Raw genomic sequence first — 21,270 nt, forward strand, 5'->3', positions numbered from 1 at the left:
CAACGCCACATTCGCACACACCGCCGCCAACGTGTCATCAACCGGAACCGGCAAACCCTCGGCCGGCGCGGACGGCCGGGGTGCCGGAGTCCCTTCGATGACCAAAGGACGCCGCGGAGCCTGCGGGCTGTCCAGAAGATGCGCCGCGACCTGCCGTGAGCGGGAGAGCAGAGTGCGCGACAGATCGATGAGCCGTTGAGTTCGCGCCACCATCCACTCCCGGTTGCTTGCTCGTCCCACAGGCCGACGGTGTCGCTATGCAATCAGACGAGCGCCTTAGGTGTCCACCGCTCGCGTGATCTTGCCATGCTTCGCGACACTGAACGCAGCGGGGGTTCCGCCGGGAACACCGCATCGCGCCATTCGGGTAAGCGCTTCCCCCAATTGGAGTAGGTATCATCGAAGGCACGCATGATGCCGGAATCATCCCACTCCTCCGCTTTCGCCAGCCACATGAGTGGCGCGACGCGAAGTACCGACGGCCGTCCCGCCTCGCTTTCCATCGTGGATTTTCCTGGCGGGACTACTCCCCTATTGCACCAAAGCCGGTCAGTCAGAGGGGAAGCGGACGGTCGCGGTCCGTACTCACACCGTCCGTCAACGCGATCGACCGGGGCGGCTCCGACCGCCTTGCCCACCAAAATGTATGACGATAGTATCAGCCGACGGCTACGCCCCGTGGTCGGCCGAAGGGAGCGCGATGTCCCGCCGCACGACCTCCACGGCTCCCCTCACCGCCGCGAGGTGACCAGATTGGAAGGACGATGTCCACTCGAACACCCACCGCTCCGGCCTGGCCGGACCAGCTCTACGAGGTACTGCGGGCGAACGGGTACACCCAGTTCGCCTACGTGCCCGATTCGGGCCTGAAGCGGATCATCGAACGCGCGACCGACGATCCGGACGCGATCGCGCTGCCCCTCGCCAACGAGGGTGAAGGAGTCGGCATCGTGACCGGCTGCTACCTCGGGGGTTCGCGAGGTGTCCTGCTCATGCAGAGCGGGGGTGTCGGGAACTGCGTCAACTACCTGTCGCTGGTGCGGCACTGCGCGGTGCCTTTCCTGTCCGTCGTGACCATGCGCGGAGACTGGGGCGAACAGAACCCGTGGCAATATCCCATGGGCCAGGCGGCCGAGGGGGTCCTCAACGCCATAGGCGTCCAGACCCTGCCGGTGCACCACGCCGAGGAGGTGGCGCCGACCGTGGAGGCCGCGGCAGGCGCGGTCGAGCGTGCCGGTCGTGCCGTGGTCATCCTGCTCAGCCAAAGGTTGCTCGGTGTCAAAAAATTCTGAACCCACGTTGTCCCGCACTCCGGCCCTGCGCGCACTGGTGCCCGAGCCGGACCGCTACCTCATCGTCGCCGGACTGGGCACGCCGTGCTTCGACGCGGCCCGGTTGACCGACGACGGCGACAACCTGTTCGCGATCGACGGCGCTATGGGGACCGCCACCGCGGTCGGTACGGGTCTCGCCCTGGCCCAGCCACGCAGAAGGATCCTGGTCATCACCGGCGACGGCGAACTGCTCATGAGCCTCGGCTCACTCCCGACCGCGGCGACCGCCGCGCCGCCGAACCTGTCGATCCTCTGCATCGACAACGCCGCCTGGGGCCTGACCGGCTTCCAGCGGACCCATACCTCGTTTCGCACCGACCTCGCCGCGGTCGCGGCGGGCAGCGGCATTCCCGCGTCCACGACCGTGGCCGTCCCGGCCGACCTGCCCGCCGGAAAGTCGTTGCTGGAAGACGACACCCAGGTCACCTTCGTGGTCCTCCGCGTCCCGCCCGAACCGCCGGAGCCCTACGCCTTCGAGCGCGACGGCCCACTGTGCCGGACCCGCTTCCGCGACCACGTCCTCGGCGGCGCCCCCTCCGCGGCGGTGACTCGATAGGAAGTTCTATGCGGCCAGCGCCTCAACAATTTCATCTCGATGCGACCATGGATGAGCCGTCACCGAATATCTGTTGAACGCTTCGACAATGTCCGCGGCTACGTCTCTCTTCGTGTCATTGATCAAGGCATAGAACTGTGTGTCCGTTCCGCGGGCGTCACGGGTGTCGTTGATCGCGAAAAGCAGGTTCTCGACTCGATCCCGACGCGGACTGTTGACCACCTGGACAATCCGCTCCGGAGCATGCCGCGACTTGGGAATCACGAAATCCAAGATAGGTGGCTTTTGATCCATGAATAGTATGACTCAACAAGCAGGTCCGCATTGTTGTTCATGCCAGCCCTCCTCGCAGGTCCGGAGTCGGCAGGTTGACGGCTTTACAGAAGTGGTCAAGCGCCGAGGTCACATCGGCCACTCCCTCCACCTGCTCGGCCCAGAATACGCGGTTGTGATCGACGGACGAGACATTGCTCGGGCGGCGTGGCGGTGCGATTCGTTCTTGCCTGGCGGCTGAACGTGCGGGCTCCTCGCTGGGCAAGTCATCACATCACTCGTACGAGGAGATGTCGGGCTATCGAGTTGGCAGTGAGTCAGTTGACCGCGCGACGTTCGCTGTGACCAGTGTGGAACGTACCTCACAAGGTGTTGAATCTCTGGAGGTGCGGCCGCCCGTGACTCGCTCGTTGTATCCGGATGGCGCCAGACGACACGTAAACGAGATCGTTCACGCCGATCAGCGAGTGGCTGCGCCCCACGGGCTCGCCTAACCGCTCAGTGCGCGGTGGCTTCCGCGGGGCTCGTGTGGGGGGTTTCCGCGGCGCGGGCCGCCGACATCACGTGCCGTTCGCTGGCGGCGGCCGCCGCGTCCGGATCGCGCGCCTCGATGGCCTCCACGATGGCCTGGATTTCCTTCAGGGTCTTCTGCACCCGGCCGGGCTGCGACAGCGAGCGGGCGCGCATCAGCCGCACCCGGTCCTGGAGACTGCCGAGCAGCGAGCGCAACTCGGCGCTGCCGGCACCGTCGAGCATCAGGGCATAGAAGCGGTCCTTGGCGTCCAGGCGCTCTTGGATGTCCTTGGCACCCTTCAACAGCCTCGAAAGCTCCTTGAACCCCTCCCTCAGTGCCTTCACCTGCTCGTCCGTCGCGCGTTCCGCGAACCGCCGCCCGACGCAGGACTCCAGGAGCGCGCGCACCTCGTACAGGTCCGCGACCTCCTCTTCGGTGAGGGAGACGACGACCATGCCCTTCTGCGGGATGGTCGCCACCAGTCCCTCGGCGGCCAGCTGCCGCAGCACCTCCCGGATCGTCGTCCGGGACACGCCGGTCCGCTCGATGAGTTCGCGTTCGATCAGCCGCTGTCCCGGCTTGAAATGGAACTCCAGGATGGCGCGGCGAATGACCTCGGCCGCCTGCTCACGAAGCGGAGCGGCGACCCGGCCCACACGAAGGGAAAAGTCGCCGGCTTCTTCGCTCTCGATCGTCATCATGTCCCCAGGGTGGGTCGACGGCTCCAGCGATTGAAGGACTGTATGACAGTCTAGCGCCCGCCCGCCTGCTCCGAGAGCCCGCCGGGCCTTCGACGGCTTCCGAAAAAGGTTTCCGCAAACACCGGCGATGACCACGGTGAGCACAGGTATGATGACTCGGAGTTTTACGCTGTCGTCGGGGTAAGGGAGGCTCGACGTGCGGACGACAACGGGGACGTCGCGGTGATCGGACGCGACCTCACCGAGAACTACGCCGGCCGCCTGCCGGAGGGCACCAGCGTCGGTTCGGGCGAACGCCTCGTGGTGATCCCGAAAGGCATGGCAAGGGCAGCCAAGGCGGACATCCCCGATGCTTGATCTGCTGGCGGGCGCATCCGGGGAACGGCCCCTCGCACGTGCTCGAACAACATGCGCCCGCGCGGTACCAGTTCCACGACCTGCTCCGGAGCATCTACGTGAGCCGGAACCCGTTCGAGGATTGGATCGCCACCGCCGAGATCTGTCTCGGAAGGGGTCGCCGTCAATGCCCTCGGCCTGCTGAACTGGCGACGTCGCAGACTGACCACAGCCACACGGCGGTTCGAGGAAGCATTGGGCATCTTCCGCGGTCTCTCCAACCGCCGATGGCGACGAGAGCGAGGCACGGACCCACGCGATGGAGGCCGCGGCGATCCTGACCGAGTTCGACGATCCCCGTGCGAAGCGCGTCCTCGACCGGACCGCCGGCCTGCGTACGTGACCAAGAGTCCACTTTGGACCTCAAGCCGCCCGCACGGCGTCCAGGCAGTCGGTGACCGGGGCGCCCGAAGCCAGTGCCCGCACGGCGGCGACGAGCCGTTGCCGGGCCGGGAGGGTGAGAACCTCGGCTGTCACGCGGTCGAACTTGGCGACCGCGGCGTCCCATCCGCGGCTGGTGGCGGGTGTGCACTCCCCATAGCGGGACACCATGCGCCCATCGGTCAGGAAAACGTCCACACGCGACACGTTCGGGTCGGGGTAGGCCTCCTCCGCGCGGCGGTCGAGTTCCAGAGTGACCTTCCGGGCGAGGACTCGTGCCGGGTCCTGGGGGTCGTCCGCCACGGCCATGATCCGTAACGGCTCGTGTGCCTGCCCGAGCAGGCCCAGCGCGACACAACACTCCATGCTGTATTGGACCGACATCGCGTCTTCGGGATCGGTGTCGCTGTTCTGGTCGAGCGCTCGCCGCGAGGTTCCGACGACGACGAGTTCGACCAGCGCGGGATCGCCGATCTCCCCGGCGATTTCGTCGGCGGCCCGAACGGCACCATGCAGGGCTCCGCACGCGGCATAGGGCTTGAGGTAGATGTCGTCGACGACGTAGTGCTGTGAAAGGCCGCGAGCAAGCGCCTCGACGTCGGCTTCACCGTAGCCGAGGATGTGGACCAGGCCGAATTTTCCGGTCAAGGGCGTCGCTGGTCCGTCGAAGCCCTCGGGGACCAGCGAAGCGGCCAGTACGCCCGCCTCGGCCGCGCGCCCGGCGTGCAGTCGTTTGACCATTCCCGGTCCGTTGGTGAACGCCTTGATTCCCGCGCCGAGGGAACCGGCGATGCCCACGGCGCTGGCCACCCCACGCGCGTCATGGTTTGCCAGCATCGCCACGGCCGCCGCGGCGCCGGCGGGGCCGTGCTGGCCCGTGGCGTGGAAACCGAGTTCCCCGGCCCGCAGTCCCGTGGCGACTCCGATGCGCCCCATCACCTCGTAACCGCCGACGATGGCCGTGATGAGCCGCCTGCCGTCGGTCCGGTTCGCGGTCGCGGCGGCGACGGTCGCGGGCACGATGACGCAACCCGGGTGCGACATCGCCGGGAAATACAGGTCGTCGAGATCGAGCGCGTGCCCCGCGGTGCCGTTGACCAGCGCCGCCGTCGTGGCCGGTACCGGCTCCCGCTCGCCGTAGACGAACGCTCCCCCGCCCGCGATGCCCGCCGTACTGTGCCGATCGTTACCAATCCGACCACAGCCACGGCGGAAACGGGTGTCGACAAGCAGGTCGGCTGCGGACCGTCTCCGTCTGCTTTTGGTCGGACTGGTAACGCGACGGAGCGCCTGGGTCCACGGCATCCGCGCGCCCAGGAGCGCGCACCCGAAATGGTCCAGGATCAGCGCCAGACAGGACTCGACCGTCGCGGCGGGAAGCGCGGAAAACTCAAGCGAGCCAAGGAAATCGTAGAGCTCGCCTTCCGCCTTCATGGCAACTCCGCGAGCACCGTGCCGACATCGGCGTCCGGGCCGAAACGCACGGCCAGGGACAGCGCGACATGCCGCGCGACTTCGAAGATCGTCGCCGGCACGTCCAGACGCGCCGCGTGCTCGGTCGCGGCGTCGACTTGACCGGCGAGATCGGAGAAGCGCCAGGTGAGCCCGGAATGGTCACCCGAGAGCACCGCGCGCATCGTGTCGCTGCCACCGGATCCGCGTTCCATGTACTCGGCGGCCAGTTTCACGGGCAGTCCGTGATGAGCGGCCAGGGTCAGCGCCTCCAGCGTCACCAGCGTGGTCACCGCGGATGCCGCGGTCGCGAGCGTGGCCAGATCTCCTGCCTCACCGCCCTCGGACGCCAGAGCGGTCACCGGCTCCCCGATCGCGGCGCCCCGCTCGAGCCACCGGATGACGATCATGTGGTAGTCGTCGCCATGTCCGTGCGCGCGCACGCCGCGGTAGTACGACTCCGCGAGGCCGGTGAAGAACGCGGGTTGCCGCGCGGAACGAGCCAGCGCGCCGCACAGGCCGACGTCCTTCGACATGTAGCGCGTGCTGAACCGGCCGGGCCCCAGGTCGTCCGGCAGCACGTATCGCTCGATGTGGTTCGTCAGCACCCAGCTGTCGGCGCCGTGCGCGGCCATCGCGTCGAGGACCTGGCGTGAGGTGAAGCCCAGGCGTGCACCGAGGACGAACGCCTCACACGCCAGGATGTCCAGCGCGGCGACCACCATGTTGTTGACGATCTTCGCCGCCTTGGCCGCCTCGATCCCGGCCGTCGGCAACAGGTCGGTCGCCATCGCGTCGAACGCCGGCCGCAACCGGGTGAGGTGCTCCTGGGGCCCGCCGAGGAACAACGCCAGGGTGCCCTGCTGTGCGGCCGCGGTGCTGCGGGTCAGCGCCACGCCCACGGTCTCGATCCCTTGGGGCGCGAGTTCGTCGGCGACCCGCCGGATCGTCGCCGGAGAGATCGTGCTGAAGTCGACGTAGACCTGACCGGCGTGCCCGTGCTCGCGGACCTGCCCGCCGACCGTCCGGACATGTACGTCCGCCGGCAGCACGCTGAAGATGTAGTCCGCGTCGGCGACCGCGGCCGCAACCGATTGCGCGACCTGGCCGAAGCTCTCCGCCTCGGCCAGCCGCCGCTGGTCGACGTCGAAGAGCACGAGGTCGATACCGTCTGTCTTGGCGAGGTTGCGGGCCATCGGGAGCCCCATGGCGCCCAGGCCGACGAAGGCGATGCGCATGATCACGTCCCCAGCACGAACGGGTCTCGGACGGTGTCGGACAGATCCAGCATGGTGTTCTTCACCCGCGTGTACTCCATGAGTCCTTCGACACCGCGCTCACGCCCGTACCCGCTCCGTTTGACCCCGCCGAACGGAGCCTGAGCCGCGGAGGTCCGGTAGGTGTTGATCCACACCGTGCCGCTCTCGAGTTCCCGGGCCACCCGGTGCGCCCGGTTGAGGTCGCTGGTCCACAAGCCACCGGCGAGACCGAAGTCCGTGCCGTTGGCGATTTCGATCGCCTCCTCCTCGTCGGCGAACGGTGTCGCGGCGAGGACCGGGCCGAAGACCTCGTTCTGGGCGAGGCGCATGGCGGGCGTCACGCGGCCGAACAGGGTCGGCTCCACGAACCAGCCCTCTTCGAACGCGGGTTTGCCACCGGTCACCAGTTCCGCGCCGTCGGCCACGGCCTCCTCGATCATGCGGAGCACGTGCTCGAACTGTCCCTCGTGCGCGGCAGGCCCCATCTGGGTCTCCTCGGCCATGGGATCACCGAGCCGGATCGCTCGGGCCCGTTCGGCGACCTGCTCGACGACCTGGTCGTAGATGCTTTCCTGCACCAGCAACCGGGATCCCGCGACACACGTCTGCCCGGCCGCGGCGTAGATCCCCGACACCGCGCCGGGAATCGCGCGGTCGAGGTTGGCGTCTTCGAAAATGATGTTGGCGCCCTTGCCGCCGAGTTCCATGGTCAGCGGTATCACGTTGCGGGCCGCGTTCGCCGCGATGTGACGGGCGTTCCCGACACCCCCGGTGAAGCTGATCATGTCGACCCCGGCGTGACTGGTCAGCGCGGCGCCGGTGTCCGCGGCACCGGTCACGACGTTGACCACGCCGTCTCCGAACCCGACGGACTGGAAGATCTTCCCCAGTTCCAGCGTGCTCGCCGAGGTGTGTTCGGACGGCTTGATGATGACCGTGTTCCCGGCGGTCAGCGCGGGGGCCAGCTTGTTCGACAGGGTCTGGATCGGTGAGTTCCACGGCGCGAGCAGCACGACGACGCCGCGGGGCTCCCGCACGGTGAAGTCGAGGAACATCGGGTTGTCCAGCGGTTTGGTCTCACCGGTCAGCTTGTCGGCCATGCCCGCCATGAACCGGAAGTTGCGGACGGCGAAGCCGATCTGGTTGCGGTTTTCCTTGTAGAGCTTGCCGTTGTCGCGAGTTTCGATCTCGGCCAGCCGGTCGGTTTCCCGTTCGAGGGCGTCGGCGAAGGCGAACAGCAGCTTGGCCCGCTCGTACACGCCCATCCGCCGCCAGTCGCGGAAAGCCTTACGCGCCGCGGAAACGGTGCGATCGACATCCTCGGCCGTGGCGGTGCCGACGACGGCCCAAGCCTGCCGGCGGTAGGGGTCGACGGACGGGAACTCCGCGCCGGAGGCCGGCGTCCACTCGCCTCCGACGAACAAGTTCCGATAGTCCGCGAGCGCAGGGGCTCCCATATGTCCTCCTCAGCTTCTTCGCCGAAGATCCGGCAAGCGGATTCAGGCGTGTGCGACGACTTCGGCGGCGCGGCGCCCGGCGAGACGGCCGAGTACGGCGCCGGAGGTCAGGCCGGTTCCGCTGGCGTAGTTGAAGTAGTAGAGGCCCCCGACCATCTCCCCGCAGGCGAACAGTCCGGGTATCGGCCTGCCGTCCTCGTCCAGCACCGAGGCGTCGGTGCCGATCCGCACACCACCGAAGGTGAACGTGATGCCACAGGTCACTTCGTACGCCTCGAACGGTCCCCGCTCGAGCTTGCGGGACCAGTTGGACTTGTCGAACCTCAGCCCCTTGGTGCCTCGCCCGTCCTTGACGTAGGGGTTGAAGTCCACCGACTCGTCGACCGCGGCGTTGTACTCCGCGACTGTCCTCAGTAGATGGTCGCGGTCGACGCCACGCGCCGCGAGCTTGGCCGCGAGCTCTTCGAGAGTGTCCGCCCTCGTCCGCGCCGCCTCGGGATTCTTCGTGCGGTACTCGTCCATGAGCTGCTCTTCGCACTGCGCGTCGAACAGTTGCCAGGCTCGTTGCTCGTCCTGACGCAGGACTTCCCTGCCGTAGCGCGCATAGGTGTACGCGCCGAAGTCCGAAGCCTCGTCGATGAACCGTTCTCCGTGGACGTTCACCGTGATGCCGAACGGATAACTCTCCCGCTCGAAGATGTGGTTCGCCTTCGGGTCGCCCGCGTCACGGGAGCCGACGCTCCACGCCACCGCGTGACAGCCGGACCAGTTGCCGTACAACGCGGCGCCGAGGTCCTGGGCGATCCGGATGCCCCGGCCGGTGTTGTACCGGGAGGCCCGCACCCGCGCGAGGTCCCAGCCGGGGCCAAGGGCACGGGTGCGCCACTCGGGATCGGCCTGGAAACCACCGGACGCCAGGATGACCGCGTCGGCGTCGTGGAACACGGTCTCGCCGTGCGCGTACCGGCTGACCAGCCGGAATCCTTCCGCGCTCCGCTCGATCGAGCGGACGCCGACGCCGTGCTCCCGCCGGATGCCCGCGTTGTCGGCGGCTTTCAGCAACGCCGCCATGAGGCCCGGCCCCGCGCCGGACACCTCGACGAACCCGCCGTGCCAGCCCGGCCGGGTGTGCCGCACGCGGCCCGCGCTGTCGACGACGAGCCCGGACAGGAACGGCACCTTGTGCCCGCTCAGCCAGGTGATGGCGTCGTAACTCGTCCCGACGACGGTTTCCGCCAGTTCGGCATCGCACCGGTAGCCGGTGACCCGTCCCCAGTCTTCGAGGAAGTCCGCCTCGCTGTACTTGGCGAAGGCGTCGATCCCGGTCGAGGGGTCCATCCCCAGTGGACCGACGATCGCTTCGAGTTGATCGAGACCGTCGTAGGCCACCCGGAACAGCCCGCCGGTGAAGTACGAGTCGCTTCCCGAACCGTCGGCGGGGCCACGGTCCAGCAACAGGACTTCGGCCCCTTCGGCCCGGGCGGACAGCGCGGCGCACAGACCGGCGTTCCCGCCTCCGACCACGACAACGCGCGCCATCTATTTCTCTCCCGGCTCGGTTTTGTAGGTGACGATCCGCCCCCACAGGTCGCTGGTGCCCCACACACCGCTTCGAAGGCTCTCCAGGTGGATCGCCTGCGACTGGTCGATGAAGAGGTTGACCTCGGGGCCGAAAGTCTTGATGTACCAGGCATAGACCGACGGATCGGCCGCTTCGAAGACGATCCGTTCCAGACCGAGTTCGGCCACGAAAGCGGCCGGCACATCGGTACGCCAGGTGGTCACCGACTCCGTGACCCCCTCCGACTCCAGCACGATGTAGTCGGCTCCGGCGTCGAGGGCGGTGACGGCTCGTTTGATCGCCCAGTTGACGGGCAGCGAACCCGCGCGCTCCAGTTCCCCTTCCGACGAGGTGCCGCCCGCGCCGAACTGGATGCCGACCTCGGCCTTGACCTTCAGCCCGGTCGCCTTCGCGCGCCGAACCAGGCGGACGAAGTCACCGTCCGGGATGGCGAGCATCCCCGCCGAAACCTCGACCACGTCGTAGCCGATTGCCTTGATGGCCTCGAAATACCGCTCGACGGCCTCCGCGCCGCGGGTGACCACCCACTCGATCGCCCCACCGGCACCGGCTTCGACATCGTGCGCGTGGCACACGTCGATGTATTTCCGCTGAACCTCGGGCGGGAGAAGGATCACGCTGGGCGCGGGGATCTTGACCCAGTCCACGAACGGGGCGGCCGCGACCAGGTAGTCGTCCAGATGAGCGGGGCCGAAGGTGTTGTAGAACGGCCCCCTGACTTCGGTGATGCCCATCGTGGCCGGTTTGGCCGGCCGCTGGTTCATCCGCAGGAACGACAGGTCGTGCTCGGCCTTGAGCATGCGAGGCTCGCCCTCTCCGTCGGCTCGGGGCGGTCAATACCGTATGCCTGTCATACAATACTACCATTCACCCGATGTCAACGATCACGCTCGGTGATCAGCTTGACGCCGCGGAGAACCCCGGTGGCGCGACCACGACGCCGTCCTCGTCGGCCCAGAGCGTGCCGCCCGGCAAGAAGGTCACGCCGCCGAAGGTCACCGGAACGTCGATCTCCCCGCGCCCGGTCTTGCCACTGCGGCGGGGCACCACGCCGAGCGCCTTGACACCGATGTCCACGGCACCGAGCCCCACGCTGTCACGGGCCATGCCGTAGACCAGGACGCCGGTCCAGCCGTTGCGCGCGGCCGTGCCGGCATGACGGTCGCCGATCAGGGCGCACCGGGGCGAGGCCTCACCGTCCACCACCAGCACACATCCTTCGCCCGGCCCGGCGAGCACCTCCGCGAGCAGCTTGGTGTCGTCCACGCACTTCAGAGTCCTGATACGGCCACCGAACCGGCGCCGCCCGCCCAGATCGCGGAACTGCACCTCCGTGCACGCGAGTTCGGGATGAAGGTCGAGGAGGTCGCAGGTGGCCATGCCGGTTTCCACGTTCACCCTTGTCTCCCGCCCGGTATCACGATGAGGCATCCTGAGTATTGCATGACAATCATACAATCCGACAGGACTCGTGTCACCGTTGTCCGACCCTTGGAACGGGGCGCGTGCCGGTCACGCTCCGCGATCGGATTCGACGCGGTAGCGTCCCGGCGCGAGGCCGGAATGACGCTTGAAGGCGTGCGAGAACGCGAAAGGCGAGCCGTAACCGACCTGCCGTGCGATGGCGGGCAGCGGCAGATCGGTCTCGCGCAACAGGTGCGCGGCGGTGGTCATCCGCCACCACGTCAGATACGTCATGGGCGGTTGCCCGGTCAGGGCGGCGAAGCGGCGCGCCAAGGTGGCCCGCGACAGGCCGACCCGCGCCGCCAGGTCCTCGATCCGCCATGGCGCGGCCGGTTCGGTGTGCAGTGCTTCCAGCGCGGCGGCGACTTCGCGGTCCCGCAGGGCCTGGGGCCAGCCGTGCGCGGGGTTCTCGTCGAGCCAGGTGCGGACGACATAGACGAGCAGCAGATCCAGCAACCCCGAGATCACCGCGTCCCGCCCGGCCCTGCCGCCGGCCACCTCCGCCGCGAGCAGGTCGATGGCCGCGCGGAGTTCGGGATGACGCCCGAGTTGGGCCGGGAGATGAACCACCTCGGGCAGGTCCGCCAGCACGGGATGACTCCGGGTGCGATCGAAGCGGTACTTCCCGCACAAGAAGTCGGTCTCGCCTTCCGGGTCCTCCACCGCCGTCTCGAACAGCACGGCGCCGTCGGCCCGGGGAGCGTGGGACAGGACGTGCGTGCTTCCGTGCGGGAGCAGGACGATATCGCCGGTCGCCAACCGCAACGGCGGTTCACCCTCCGACAACAGCCACCCGGTTCCGCGCAACAGCACGTGGAAACCCGCACCGTCGTAAGGATCGAACCGGTAGCACCACGGGGCTCCCACGCGAAGCCGGTTCGACGCGGGCCGTCCGGTGCGCATCGCCGCGACCGCGTCGCTCAACACGTCCACGATGCCTCATCATAACAGTCGATGTTGAGACGTATGAGCATTCATTTGATGCATATGAGCATTGGAAAGCTCACCAAGTCCACCTACCGTCGCGTCATGCACAGTTTCAGCATCGGCGAGGTCGAAGTCGTGAAGGTTGTCGAGTGGCAGGGCGAGATCGCTCCCGCGCGGTTCGTCGTCCCGGACAGCCCGCCCGAGATCTGGCAGGACAACGAGTCCTGGCTCGCCCCGGATCACTGGCACCCGGAGACCGACACCTATCACGCCGCCGTGCAGACCTGGGTGCTGCGCAGCGAAGGCAAGATCGTCCTCGTCGACACGGGGATCGGCAACGACCGGCACCGGCCGCAGATCCCCCTTTTCGACCACCTCGCCACCGATTTCCCGAACCGGCTCACCGAGGCCGGCGTTCGCCCGGAGGAGGTCGACGTCGTCATCAACACGCACATCCACTACGACCATGTCGGCTGGAACACGCGACTGCGCAACGGTGAGTGGACGCCGACGTTCCCGAACGCCACCTACCTGATCCCCCGGACCGACCAGACCTACTTCGACCCTCGCAACGCCCATCGCCGCCCGGCGCCCCGCAGCGAGCACGAACAGCTCCGCCGGGAGGGCAGTCTCATCGTCTACGCCGACAGCGTCGCGCCCGTGCTGGATCGCGCTCTGCTGTGGACGGGTTCCCACCGCGTCGACGGCAACATCAGCCTGGAACCGGCTCCCGGCCACACTCCCGGGTCCTCGGTCGTCCGCGTTTCGTCGGGTTCCGACCGTGCCGTGTTCGTCGGGGACATCCTGCACAGTCCGGTCCAGATCCTCGAACCGCGCTACAGCAGCTGTTTCTGCGAGGACCCGGGGCTCGCCGCGACCACCCGCCGCAGCGTGCTGGAACGCGCCGCCGACAACAAGGAACTCGTGGTGCCCGCGCACTTCGCCGGTGCCGGCGCGGCCGAGATCCGGCGCGACGGCAGCCGCTTCACGGTCAGCCGGTGGGCGTCCACGGTGAGTGAGAATCTCCTCCCCTGAACCGCGACCGCGCGCGAGCCGTGTACCAGTCTTGAGCGCGAGACCGTGAGGAGAGTGTCGATGGACCATCCGCTGGCCCAGACGGCGTTCCGGGTGTCGATCACTTTGGCGACCCTCGGGTTGGGCAGCGCGGCCGTGGCCGCCCTCGGTGGCGTGGTCCTGCTCGCCTTTTCGACCTCGACGTCCGCCGAGACCGGACCCAAGGTGTGCGGCAAGGACTCCGTCGTGGCCTCCGACGGCGGGAGCTACCTCGTGCAGAACAACGTGTGGGGTGCGGACACCCCGCAGTGCGTCTCGGTGGGCAAGGACGCCTTCTCCGTGGACAGCGCGGACCACGACCGTCCGCCGAACGGCGATCCCGCGGCCTACCCGTCGTTGGTCAAGGGCTGTCACTGGGGAAAGTGCTCGACCTACAGCGGTCTCCCGGTCCAGGTCTCCACCATGCCCGAGGTGACGAGCGACTGGGTGAGCAGACAGGCCGATTCGGGTACCTACAACGCCGCCTACGTGGTCTGGTTCAACAGCACGCCCTCGACCGGCGGTGCGCCGGACGGCGCCGAACTGATCATCTGGCTGAGCAGCCACGGCGGTATCCGGCCCGGCGGCGAGCGGATCGCCGCCGGCGTGCGGCTCGCCGGCGCGACCTGGAACGTCTGGTTCGAGCAGGCCCAAGGCCACAACCGCATCGTCTACCAACGGGTCGGCGACGTCTCCGCCGTGCACGGCCTCGACATCCGCGCCTTCACCGACGATTCGGTGGCGCGCGGTTGGATCCGGCCCGAGTGGTACCTGATCGGCGTCGAAGCCGGATTCAACCTCTGGAAGGGCGGAGCGGGCAACGCCGTCGACCGGTTCTCGGTTTCCGTCGGCGACTCCCGGCGACTACCGGCACCCGGAAGCTCCGGCACCGGCTGAACTCCCCGGGCGGTGACAGCCATGTGGTGGGCGAGCGCGTGACCCTGTCCGGCAGTGCCTCCTTGCTCCGTCGATCCTGGACCCGCCGTTTACGAGCAGCATCACTGATGCTGCCCAACTAGCATCACTGATGTACACTGGGCTGGTGAGAACGACTATCCGGCTTGATGATGATGTTGTCGCCGCTGCCGAGCAACTCCGTCGCGAGCGGCACATCGGCTTGAGCCAGGCGGTGAACGAACTCGCCAGAATCGGTTTGCGGCGGGGCAGTTCACCTCGACCGTTCCACCAGCGCACCGAACACCTCGGGTTGCGTGTCGACGTGACCAACGTAGCCGAGGCCCTCGAACTGCTCGACGACATGGATCACGATCGGTGATCGTCGACGCCAATGTTCTGCTGTATGCGGTGGACCGCGGCAGCGCCTTCCATGAGCCGTCGAAGTCCTGGCTGGAGCGCGCGCTCAACGGTCCGACGCGCGTCGGTTTTCCGTGGGTTTCGTTGACGGCGTTCCAGCGGATCGCCACCCATCCGCGAATCGCCGCAAATCCGCTGAATCCGCAAGTAGCGTGGTCGCATATAGAAGACTGGCTCGAAGCCGACCAGGCATGGGTCCCCCATTCTGGGGAACGTCACGCCGAGATATTCGGGCGGTTACTCGTCGAGGGTGATCTCCACGGCAACCTCGTCACCGACGCCCACCTCGCCGCGCTCGCGATCGAGCACGGCGTCGGCGTCTGCTCGTTCGACTCCGATTTCGCACGCTTTCCTCAGGTCATGTGGGCCAACCCGGCACATACCTGACACCACAGCTGCGGCGGCGGGAACTCCCGGCCCCGGGACCGGCTGAACTCCCCCGGCAGTGCCAGCCGTGTCGTGGGCGAGGAGGCACGCGACATGCACCAACGGCGGTGGTGGTACCCGATCTTGGAATCCGGCCTGACCCGGCCACCGGACCCGGCACCGTGGCCCGTTCGGGTACGCGGGTACCGCGTATGGCGCTGATCGTCAACGACGACCTGCGTTTTCTCTTCTTGTTCGTGACGGGGGACGAGTTTCCCGACGCGAACGAGGATTTGTTGCGTGCGCTGGCCCATGCGTGGGAACAGGCGGGGCGGCGCTTACGGGACGAGGTGGCTCCCGATCTGCGACGCGCGATCGCGCCGATCGAGTCGACGTTCCAGGGCCTGGCCGCACAGGCATTCGTTGCGCGAATGGCACCGTTCGTGCTGGGCAAGGACAACTACATCGATTCCTCGGCTGCGTTCTTTTTCGAGGTCGCGGCGATTCTGCGGCAGTTGGCCCTGGATGTCGAGTACCTGAAGTATGTGGTGATTCTCGAGTTGAGCACGCTGCAGAACGAGTTCGTCTGGGCCTTCGCGGCGGGCGCGGTACTCGGTCCGGCGGTGCTGTCCTGGCTCACCGGCAGGGTCGCGATGACGCGGACCGCGCTCGAGACCTTGCTCGAATGGTTCAACCTCCGGTTGGGGACCATGGGTGAGAAGGCGGCAGTGGGTCAGGAACTGCTTCTCGGGATGACACTGAGCATAAGTAACCAGATGCTGATCACGGTCGCGGCGCAAGAAATGCAGTTCGCCAAGGGCACACGGACCGAGTGGAGCCGCGAGTATCTTTCCGACGCCGCGATGGTGGGTTTCGTGGGTGGTCTCCTGATGCCGCCGGCGTTCGAACTCGGCCGCCGGGTCGCCAGGGTCGTCAGGTCGGTGACGGAGTTGCTGGACGCTGTCCTCCGGAAGGCACACGGCGCACGGGATTGGCATCGCGCGTTCGCGGTCGGGGTGGCGCACGTCTTTCGCGAGTCGGTGCACGAGGGAACGACGGCGACCGTCGCCAATGCCATTCTCACCCAGCAACTGACCGTGAGCTGGTCGGACTTCACCGCCGGCGCCTCCTCCGGTGTGGCGCGGGTTTCCGGCCACCTCCTCGGCCACACGGCCAGGAAACTCGGGATCGCCGCAACCGCGGCAGCCGGGAGCACCGTTGACACCGAGCCTTCCCTGACCGAGAAACCGGAACCCGCGACCAAGACCGGTGGGACCTACCCGGACGAAAAACCCGGCACCACGATGCCCGGGCCGCAGCCCTACACCGGGGAGGCTCCCGGGCGCGATGACCTTCAGGACGGGGCAGATCCGGACGAGTTGCCTCCCCCCTACCACGCTTCCACCGGCGAAGTGCGATCCGTCGGTAACGGAGAACCTGACAAACCGACGACAGCACCGAAATCGGTGGTGGAATCGGTGGTGCCCAAGACGATTCCACCGGAAATGGCGGGTGGGCGGCCGCGACCGCGTCTCGATATCGCCGGGATCGCGTCAGGGTTTCCGAAGACGCTGTTGGACGATCCGAACCGCCTGAAGACGGCGGAGGACATCGTGGCCAGGACCCATCACGTGGACAAGCTACGTCAGACGGGCCACTACGACCACACGCTGTTGGCTGTCGCGGGCACGGCCGAAGGCAGCGGGACGGGCAAGGCGACGCAGTTGTCGCTGCGGGTCGCCCACGAGTGGGAGACAAACCTGCCCCCCGTGGCACCCGGCGGCGCCCCGACGTCGGAACCCGGCCCGCGGACCGAATCGTTGTGGAGCAAGACCGAGAGCGAAACCGCCGAGGACCGCTACGGACTCTCCTCGTGGGCACCGCAGTTCCACGAGGTGGCCGGGAAAACCGACGCGGAACAGCTTTTCACCGCACTCGATTACCAGGCCGGTCACCGGCCCGGTCGATCCGCCGGAAGTTCGGCGTTTTCCGCACAGCCCCCGGAGGAAATCGAGGGCGGACTGGCGGCGGTCCGTGACCGGATCGACAAGGCGGGCCGAGGCGCCAGAGCGATCGTGTTCGTGCCCCCGCGCACCGGCGGACCGGGTGGGGTCTGGCATGTCGTGCACGAACCCGGTGGCGTGCGCCTGAAACGGCACGACGGTTCACCGGCCGACACGCTGCCGGACAAGACCGACCCGGTATTGGCGGTCGGGCTGGACGGGGAGGACAAGGTCGTGATCGCCGACACCGTCGACGCGCGGTGGAACACTGCCGGACTCGACGAGGCCCGGACGAACGTGATGTTGTCGCAGCTCAAGCCCGGTGAGCGCAACCGGAGACTGCAACTGGCGGCGACCATGTCGTGGGCGGCGGCCGACCTCAGCGGCCTCACCGACACACGCCGCTTCGCGCTCATCCGGGCGACCGCCGGAGCCATGGCGACCACGCAGGCCAGGGGGCACGCCGGCCCGGACATCGAAGGCGCCCGGCGGTTCACCGAACACCTCGCGCGGCAACTCCGGATCACGTGGCCAGAGGAGACCGACTCCGGCTCGTGGACGGTCCGCCGGACCGCACAACACGCTCTGGGGACACCCGAAGCCAGGCCAGAACAGTTGGGCGAACACACCGGCATCGCGCGCGATGTCATGGACACCGTCTTCGACCGTGCCGAAACCGAACGGCTGGCACTACGTTCCGCCGTCTTCCGCACCATCAACGACGAAGTGCGCACGAACGGCGAGGAGGCCGCCACCGAACTGGCCATCAGCATGGCCGGCGACCTCGGCCTGGCCAACCCCGAATTCGCCCTCCGCTACCTCCGCGACCAAGCCGACCGGGCCGACGCCGCCTTCAAAACCCCAGACGCACTCGCCGCGGCACGTCCCGTCGTAGCACGAGCAAACAACCTCGCACAACTCGAACTTCGCGGCCTGGAAAGAATGGTCACCATCCTCGTCGCCACCAAACTCAGGGACGGCGAACAAGCGGCATCCGCCTATTCACGATGGCTCGCCCGATTCCTCAACACCACGCCGGAACACGAAACCCCACGCGGTCCACTATGGACCGAAGAGCGAGTGCTCACCGCCGGAACACGAGCCGCGCGGACACTGGACCCGGTCGAACTCCCCCGGATCCGCCGCCAGGTGGTCACCATCGTCCAGCGCTACGCGGCCGGCCCCGAACTCGCACGCACGCCCGGACTACGCGACGCCGTGAACTCACTGGTCGCCGAAGCCTTGCTCGGCCCCGGCCGGTTCGCGCGAAAACGAGCCAAAGCAACCCGGCTGGCCGCCGAAATCTCCCGGGATCTAGGACTCGGCTGGACACGGGAGAACTTCGCGCGAGCCGTCGACATCGCGCGTCGCTCACCGAGACCGCCACAGGTCCTCCTCGACCACGCACGAGACTGGGTGCGACGACGACACGATCCGAAGAAGTTCGACGACGAGAACATCACCGAGCAGAAACTGATCGCGGTCGTCGTCGTAACCGCGGAAACAGCCGGTATCACAGTGGACAACCTCCTCCCCGAAGAAAACCCCACCAAGGAACAACGCCTCACCAAAGCAGCAGCAGAAGCACACATCGAAGCGATCGCCGCCGCACTCGCCGACGGCCTGGACACCACAGCCGAAGACCCACACCTCTGGCTCGAAGACCTGACCGGTGAAGCGGCCAAGAACTGGGTCGAAGCCCGCAACGCCGAAACCACCGCCGCACTGACCGAAACCGAACGCTTCACCCGCATCCGGGACGGGATCCTCGAAGTGTACGAGTCCGAGGACCAGGTCCCCTACGCCTACCGGACAGGTGATTACTTCTACAACTTCTGGCAGGACAGCGAGCATCCGCGCGGTCTCTGGCGGCGTGCCACCTTGGAGGAGTACCGCAAGGACCAACCAGGCTGGGAGATTTTGTTCGACCTGGACGAGGTCGCCACCACCGAAAACGAGGACTGGTTCTGGCAGAGCGCCAAATTGCTGGGGCCGGATTACCGCCGCGCACTGATCCAGCTGTCCCGAGGCGGAGCGGACGCGACCGTTGTCCGCGAGTTCGACCTGAAGCAGGGCTCCTTCGTCGATGACGGTTTCGTCCTGCCCGAGGCGGCCAGGCACCAGGTCGAGTGGATCGACGAAGACCGAATCTACGTGAGCACCGATTTCGGTGCGGGATCGCTGTTCAAGTCCGGCCTTCCCCGGGTGATCAAGGAATGGCGCCGGGGCGATCCGTTGTCCAAGGCGAAGACGGTCTATGAAGGCGAGCCCGGTGACGTGATGGTCTTCGCCCGTCACGACGCTGTCCCGGGATACGAGCGCGACTTCATCGGCCGATGGATCGACGCCAAACGGCTGGTGACGTTCCTGCGTACGCCCGACCGTCTGGTCCGCATCAACGTGCCCGACGACGCACGGACGTCGGTGCACCGGGACTGGCTGCTCATCCAGGTCCGGTCCCCCTGGACCGTGGCGGGCCGGGAATACCGGGCGGGCACACTGCTCGTCACGAACTTCGATGCCTACCTCGCCGACAGTCGCGACCTGACGGTGCTGTTCGAGCCCGACGCGCACACCTCACTGCAGTCCTACGACTGGACCCGCGACCACCTGTTGCTGACCACACTTTCCCACGTGCAAACGGAAATGCTGGTGCTCACCCCGGAACGCGGCTGGCACCGAGAGCCACTCGCCGGAGCGCCGACGAAGAGCATCGTCCAGGTCCTCGGCACCGACCCTCAGCACAGCAACGAGTACTTGCTCTTCGTCGACGGCTTCATCGAGCCCTCCAAGCTCCTCTATGGGCACGTCGGTAGCGAGTCGGCCACGCTCAAGCACGAACCCGCCTGGTTCGATGCCGAAGGCATGGTCGTCGACCAGTATTTCGCGGAGTCCTTGGATGGCACGAAGATCCCGTACTTCGTGGTGCGCCACGAGGCCGGGGACGGCCCCAGGCCCACTCTGCTCACCGGTTACGGCAGTTTGGAGCGCTCGCGGTTGCCGTCCTATGAGGCGGAAGTGGGGCGGGGCTGGCTCGCCCGCGGCGGCACCTACGTCCTCGCGAACATCCGTGGCGGCGGCGAATACGGTCCGCGGTGGTACACCCCGACGGTGAAGGAAGGCCGGCACCTGGTCTACGAAGACTTCGCCGCGATCGCCGCCGACCTCGTCAAGCGGGGGATCACCACCTGGGACCAGCTGGGCATCCAGGGTGGGAGCGGCGGCGGACTGCTGATGGGCGTGATGGTGACCCGCTATCCCGAACTGTTCGGCGCGGTCGTCAGCCACAAACCGTTGCTGGACATGCGCCGCTTCCACCGGCTGCTCGCCGGCGCGACGTGGAAATCCGAGTACGGTAACCCGGACGACCCGGCGCAATGGGCTTTCATGCAACCCTATTCACCGTACGAGAACGTCTATAGTGGACGCTGGTATCCACCGGCGCTGATCTTGACCAGGGGGCTCGACGACCGGGTGCACCCCGGGCACGGGCGCAAGATGCTGGCCAGGATGCTGGAACAGGGCCACGACGTCTTCTTCTACGAGATCAAGGGCGGGCACGGCGACCTCAGCACTGACGACGCCGTCCTCGAGTACGCGCTTACCTATGAGTTCTTGTGGTCGATGCTCACCGCGATCGATCCCACGATCTCGCCCGGCCGTTCTTAATCGATAAAGCTACGGCGCTGCAGTGCCGTCCGACTAATCGAGCTGATACGTGCTGTTCTCGCCGGTGAGGGCAAGCCGCCCGATCTGGCCGTGATGAACCAGGGTGCGCCAGAGCGCGCCGGGAGGACAAGTGAATAACCCCACCCGGCCATGGGTACTTCTCGGAGAGACCCTTACACGCGAGAGAGGGGTGACGCGGATGCCGCGGGCATGGAGCGACAAGCGCGAACGACAGTACGAACATATCAAGGACTCGGCCGAAGACCGTGGCTACGGCGAGCGGCGGGCCAAGGAGATGGCGGCCAGGACGGTCAACAAGGACCGCGCGCAGGAAGGCGAGTCCCGCCGGGCGAGCAAGACCTCCACTCAGGACATGTCGCCCGAGCGACGGGGTGGCAAACGGTCCGGCAAACGCCAGGGGCCGGGTGGCCTGACCCGCGACCAGCTCTACAACGAGGCCAAGCAGCGGGGTATCGAGGGCCGGTCGAAGATGTCCAAAAAGGATCTTCAGAAGGCACTGGGAAAGTCCTGACAGACGAACGGGCCGGGGTGCGAAGTTCGCACCCCGG

The 21,270-nt window shown here is 67.2% G+C and carries 18 protein-coding genes and 1 pseudogene; 9 read left to right on the plus strand and 10 right to left on the minus strand.

Annotation, left to right across the window (positions count from 1 at the left end):
• A pseudogene (locus ACFSXZ_RS27585) lies at nucleotides 1-240 on the minus strand (hypothetical protein); the annotation flags it as partial.
• Between the two features lie 524 nt (nucleotides 241-764).
• On the opposite strand from ACFSXZ_RS27585, the gene ACFSXZ_RS27590 reads away from it, so the two are divergent.
• Nucleotides 765-1,292, plus strand: coding sequence for a phosphonopyruvate decarboxylase (locus tag ACFSXZ_RS27590; protein ID WP_378268129.1), 528 nt, complete (start codon nucleotides 765-767; stop codon nucleotides 1,290-1,292).
• On the plus strand, nucleotides 1,276-1,890 hold the full coding sequence (locus ACFSXZ_RS27595) for a thiamine pyrophosphate-dependent enzyme (protein WP_378268130.1): 615 nt from the start codon (nucleotides 1,276-1,278) through the stop codon (nucleotides 1,888-1,890). The genes ACFSXZ_RS27590 and ACFSXZ_RS27595 overlap by 17 nt, the downstream gene beginning before the upstream one ends.
• Before the next feature lie 6 nt (nucleotides 1,891-1,896).
• Here the strand turns inward: ACFSXZ_RS27595 and ACFSXZ_RS27600 are convergent, their stop codons facing one another.
• Nucleotides 1,897-2,154 (minus strand): DUF1829 domain-containing protein, encoded by a 258-nt coding sequence (locus ACFSXZ_RS27600; protein WP_378268131.1) that lies wholly within the window; start codon nucleotides 2,152-2,154, stop codon nucleotides 1,897-1,899.
• Between the two features lie 507 nt (nucleotides 2,155-2,661).
• The gene (locus ACFSXZ_RS27605; RefSeq protein ID WP_378268132.1) at nucleotides 2,662-3,378 is read right to left on the minus strand and encodes a GntR family transcriptional regulator; all 717 of its coding nucleotides are present in this window, start codon (nucleotides 3,376-3,378) and stop codon (nucleotides 2,662-2,664) included.
• Between the two features lie 222 nt (nucleotides 3,379-3,600).
• Between ACFSXZ_RS27605 and ACFSXZ_RS27610 the strand changes: the two genes are divergently transcribed.
• Nucleotides 3,601-3,735 carry a hypothetical protein gene (locus ACFSXZ_RS27610; RefSeq protein WP_378268133.1) on the plus strand — a complete coding sequence of 45 codons (135 nt, stop codon included), beginning with the start codon at nucleotides 3,601-3,603 and terminating at the stop codon, nucleotides 3,733-3,735.
• A gap of 402 nt (nucleotides 3,736-4,137) precedes the next feature.
• Here ACFSXZ_RS27610 and ACFSXZ_RS27615 read toward each other — a convergent pair whose 3' ends face one another.
• The 7 genes from ACFSXZ_RS27615 to ACFSXZ_RS27645 form a co-directional block, all read right to left on the minus strand.
• Nucleotides 4,138-5,589, minus strand: coding sequence for an MmgE/PrpD family protein (locus tag ACFSXZ_RS27615; RefSeq protein WP_378268134.1), 1,452 nt, complete (start codon nucleotides 5,587-5,589; stop codon nucleotides 4,138-4,140).
• Nucleotides 5,586-6,845 (minus strand): NAD(P)-dependent oxidoreductase, encoded by a 1,260-nt coding sequence (locus ACFSXZ_RS27620; RefSeq protein WP_378268135.1) that lies wholly within the window; start codon nucleotides 6,843-6,845, stop codon nucleotides 5,586-5,588. Before ACFSXZ_RS27620 ends, ACFSXZ_RS27615 begins: the two co-directional genes overlap by 4 nt.
• A 2-nt stretch (nucleotides 6,846-6,847) precedes the next feature.
• A complete protein-coding gene (locus tag ACFSXZ_RS27625) occupies nucleotides 6,848-8,323 on the minus strand; it encodes an aldehyde dehydrogenase (RefSeq protein WP_378268136.1) in 1,476 nt (491 codons plus the stop codon).
• A gap of 42 nt (nucleotides 8,324-8,365) precedes the next feature.
• Entirely contained in the window at nucleotides 8,366-9,862 is a 1,497-nt protein-coding gene (tcuA, locus tag ACFSXZ_RS27630; RefSeq protein ID WP_378268137.1) for an FAD-dependent tricarballylate dehydrogenase TcuA, read from the minus strand.
• The gene (locus ACFSXZ_RS27635) at nucleotides 9,863-10,705 is read right to left on the minus strand and encodes a phosphosulfolactate synthase (protein ID WP_378268138.1); all 843 of its coding nucleotides are present in this window, start codon (nucleotides 10,703-10,705) and stop codon (nucleotides 9,863-9,865) included.
• A gap of 97 nt (nucleotides 10,706-10,802) precedes the next feature.
• Entirely contained in the window at nucleotides 10,803-11,303 is a 501-nt protein-coding gene (gene rraA, locus ACFSXZ_RS27640; RefSeq protein ID WP_378268139.1) for a ribonuclease E activity regulator RraA, read from the minus strand.
• A gap of 114 nt (nucleotides 11,304-11,417) precedes the next feature.
• Nucleotides 11,418-12,302: an AraC family transcriptional regulator gene (locus tag ACFSXZ_RS27645; protein ID WP_378268140.1), complete on the minus strand. Its 885-nt coding sequence runs from the start codon at nucleotides 12,300-12,302 to the stop codon at nucleotides 11,418-11,420.
• A 96-nt stretch (nucleotides 12,303-12,398) separates the two neighbouring features.
• Here ACFSXZ_RS27645 and ACFSXZ_RS27650 point away from each other — a divergent pair, with 96 nt between their 5' ends.
• The 6 genes from ACFSXZ_RS27650 (at nucleotide 12,399) to ACFSXZ_RS27675 (ending at nucleotide 21,233) form a co-directional block, all read left to right on the plus strand.
• Entirely contained in the window at nucleotides 12,399-13,331 is a 933-nt protein-coding gene (locus ACFSXZ_RS27650; protein ID WP_378268141.1) for an MBL fold metallo-hydrolase, read from the plus strand.
• Nucleotides 13,332-13,391: 60 nt separating this feature from the next.
• Nucleotides 13,392-14,246: a GH12 family glycosyl hydrolase domain-containing protein gene (locus ACFSXZ_RS27655; protein ID WP_378268142.1), complete on the plus strand. Its 855-nt coding sequence runs from the start codon at nucleotides 13,392-13,394 to the stop codon at nucleotides 14,244-14,246.
• A 145-nt stretch (nucleotides 14,247-14,391) separates the two neighbouring features.
• Nucleotides 14,392-14,625, plus strand: a complete 234-nt coding sequence (locus tag ACFSXZ_RS27660) for a hypothetical protein (protein ID WP_378268143.1) — start codon at nucleotides 14,392-14,394, stop codon at nucleotides 14,623-14,625.
• On the plus strand, nucleotides 14,622-15,050 hold the full coding sequence (locus ACFSXZ_RS27665; protein WP_378268144.1) for a TA system VapC family ribonuclease toxin: 429 nt from the start codon (nucleotides 14,622-14,624) through the stop codon (nucleotides 15,048-15,050). The genes ACFSXZ_RS27660 and ACFSXZ_RS27665 overlap by 4 nt, the downstream gene beginning before the upstream one ends.
• Nucleotides 15,051-15,241: 191 nt before the next feature.
• Nucleotides 15,242-20,701: a prolyl oligopeptidase family serine peptidase gene (locus ACFSXZ_RS27670; RefSeq protein WP_378268145.1), complete on the plus strand. Its 5,460-nt coding sequence runs from the start codon at nucleotides 15,242-15,244 to the stop codon at nucleotides 20,699-20,701.
• Between the two features lie 199 nt (nucleotides 20,702-20,900).
• Entirely contained in the window at nucleotides 20,901-21,233 is a 333-nt protein-coding gene (locus ACFSXZ_RS27675; RefSeq protein ID WP_378268146.1) for a plasmid stabilization protein, read from the plus strand.
• Nucleotides 21,234-21,270 lie beyond the last annotated feature (37 nt).

The organism is Amycolatopsis pigmentata, assembly GCF_042684065.1.
Lineage (GTDB): Bacteria > Actinomycetota > Actinomycetes > Mycobacteriales > Pseudonocardiaceae > Amycolatopsis_E > Amycolatopsis_E pigmentata.

Excerpts from the sequence above, each read along its gene's own strand:
- ACFSXZ_RS27675 (WP_378268146.1), top strand. The coding sequence starts at position 20,901 with ATGCCGCGGGCATGGAGCGACAAGCGCGAACGACAGTACGAACATATC.
- ACFSXZ_RS27635 (WP_378268138.1), bottom strand. The coding sequence starts at position 10,705 with ATGCTCAAGGCCGAGCACGACCTGTCGTTCCTGCGGATGAACCAGCGG.
- ACFSXZ_RS27625 (WP_378268136.1), bottom strand. The coding sequence starts at position 8,323 with ATGGGAGCCCCTGCGCTCGCGGACTATCGGAACTTGTTCGTCGGAGGC.
- ACFSXZ_RS27670 (WP_378268145.1), top strand. The coding sequence starts at position 15,242 with ATGGCGCTGATCGTCAACGACGACCTGCGTTTTCTCTTCTTGTTCGTG.
- ACFSXZ_RS27615 (WP_378268134.1), bottom strand. The coding sequence starts at position 5,589 with ATGAAGGCGGAAGGCGAGCTCTACGATTTCCTTGGCTCGCTTGAGTTT.
- ACFSXZ_RS27620 (WP_378268135.1), bottom strand. The coding sequence starts at position 6,845 with ATGCGCATCGCCTTCGTCGGCCTGGGCGCCATGGGGCTCCCGATGGCC.
- ACFSXZ_RS27605 (WP_378268132.1), bottom strand. The coding sequence starts at position 3,378 with ATGATGACGATCGAGAGCGAAGAAGCCGGCGACTTTTCCCTTCGTGTG.
- ACFSXZ_RS27655 (WP_378268142.1), top strand. The coding sequence starts at position 13,392 with ATGGACCATCCGCTGGCCCAGACGGCGTTCCGGGTGTCGATCACTTTG.
- ACFSXZ_RS27650 (WP_378268141.1), top strand. The coding sequence starts at position 12,399 with ATGCACAGTTTCAGCATCGGCGAGGTCGAAGTCGTGAAGGTTGTCGAG.
- tcuA (WP_378268137.1), bottom strand. The coding sequence starts at position 9,862 with ATGGCGCGCGTTGTCGTGGTCGGAGGCGGGAACGCCGGTCTGTGCGCC.
- ACFSXZ_RS27590 (WP_378268129.1), top strand. The coding sequence starts at position 765 with ATGTCCACTCGAACACCCACCGCTCCGGCCTGGCCGGACCAGCTCTAC.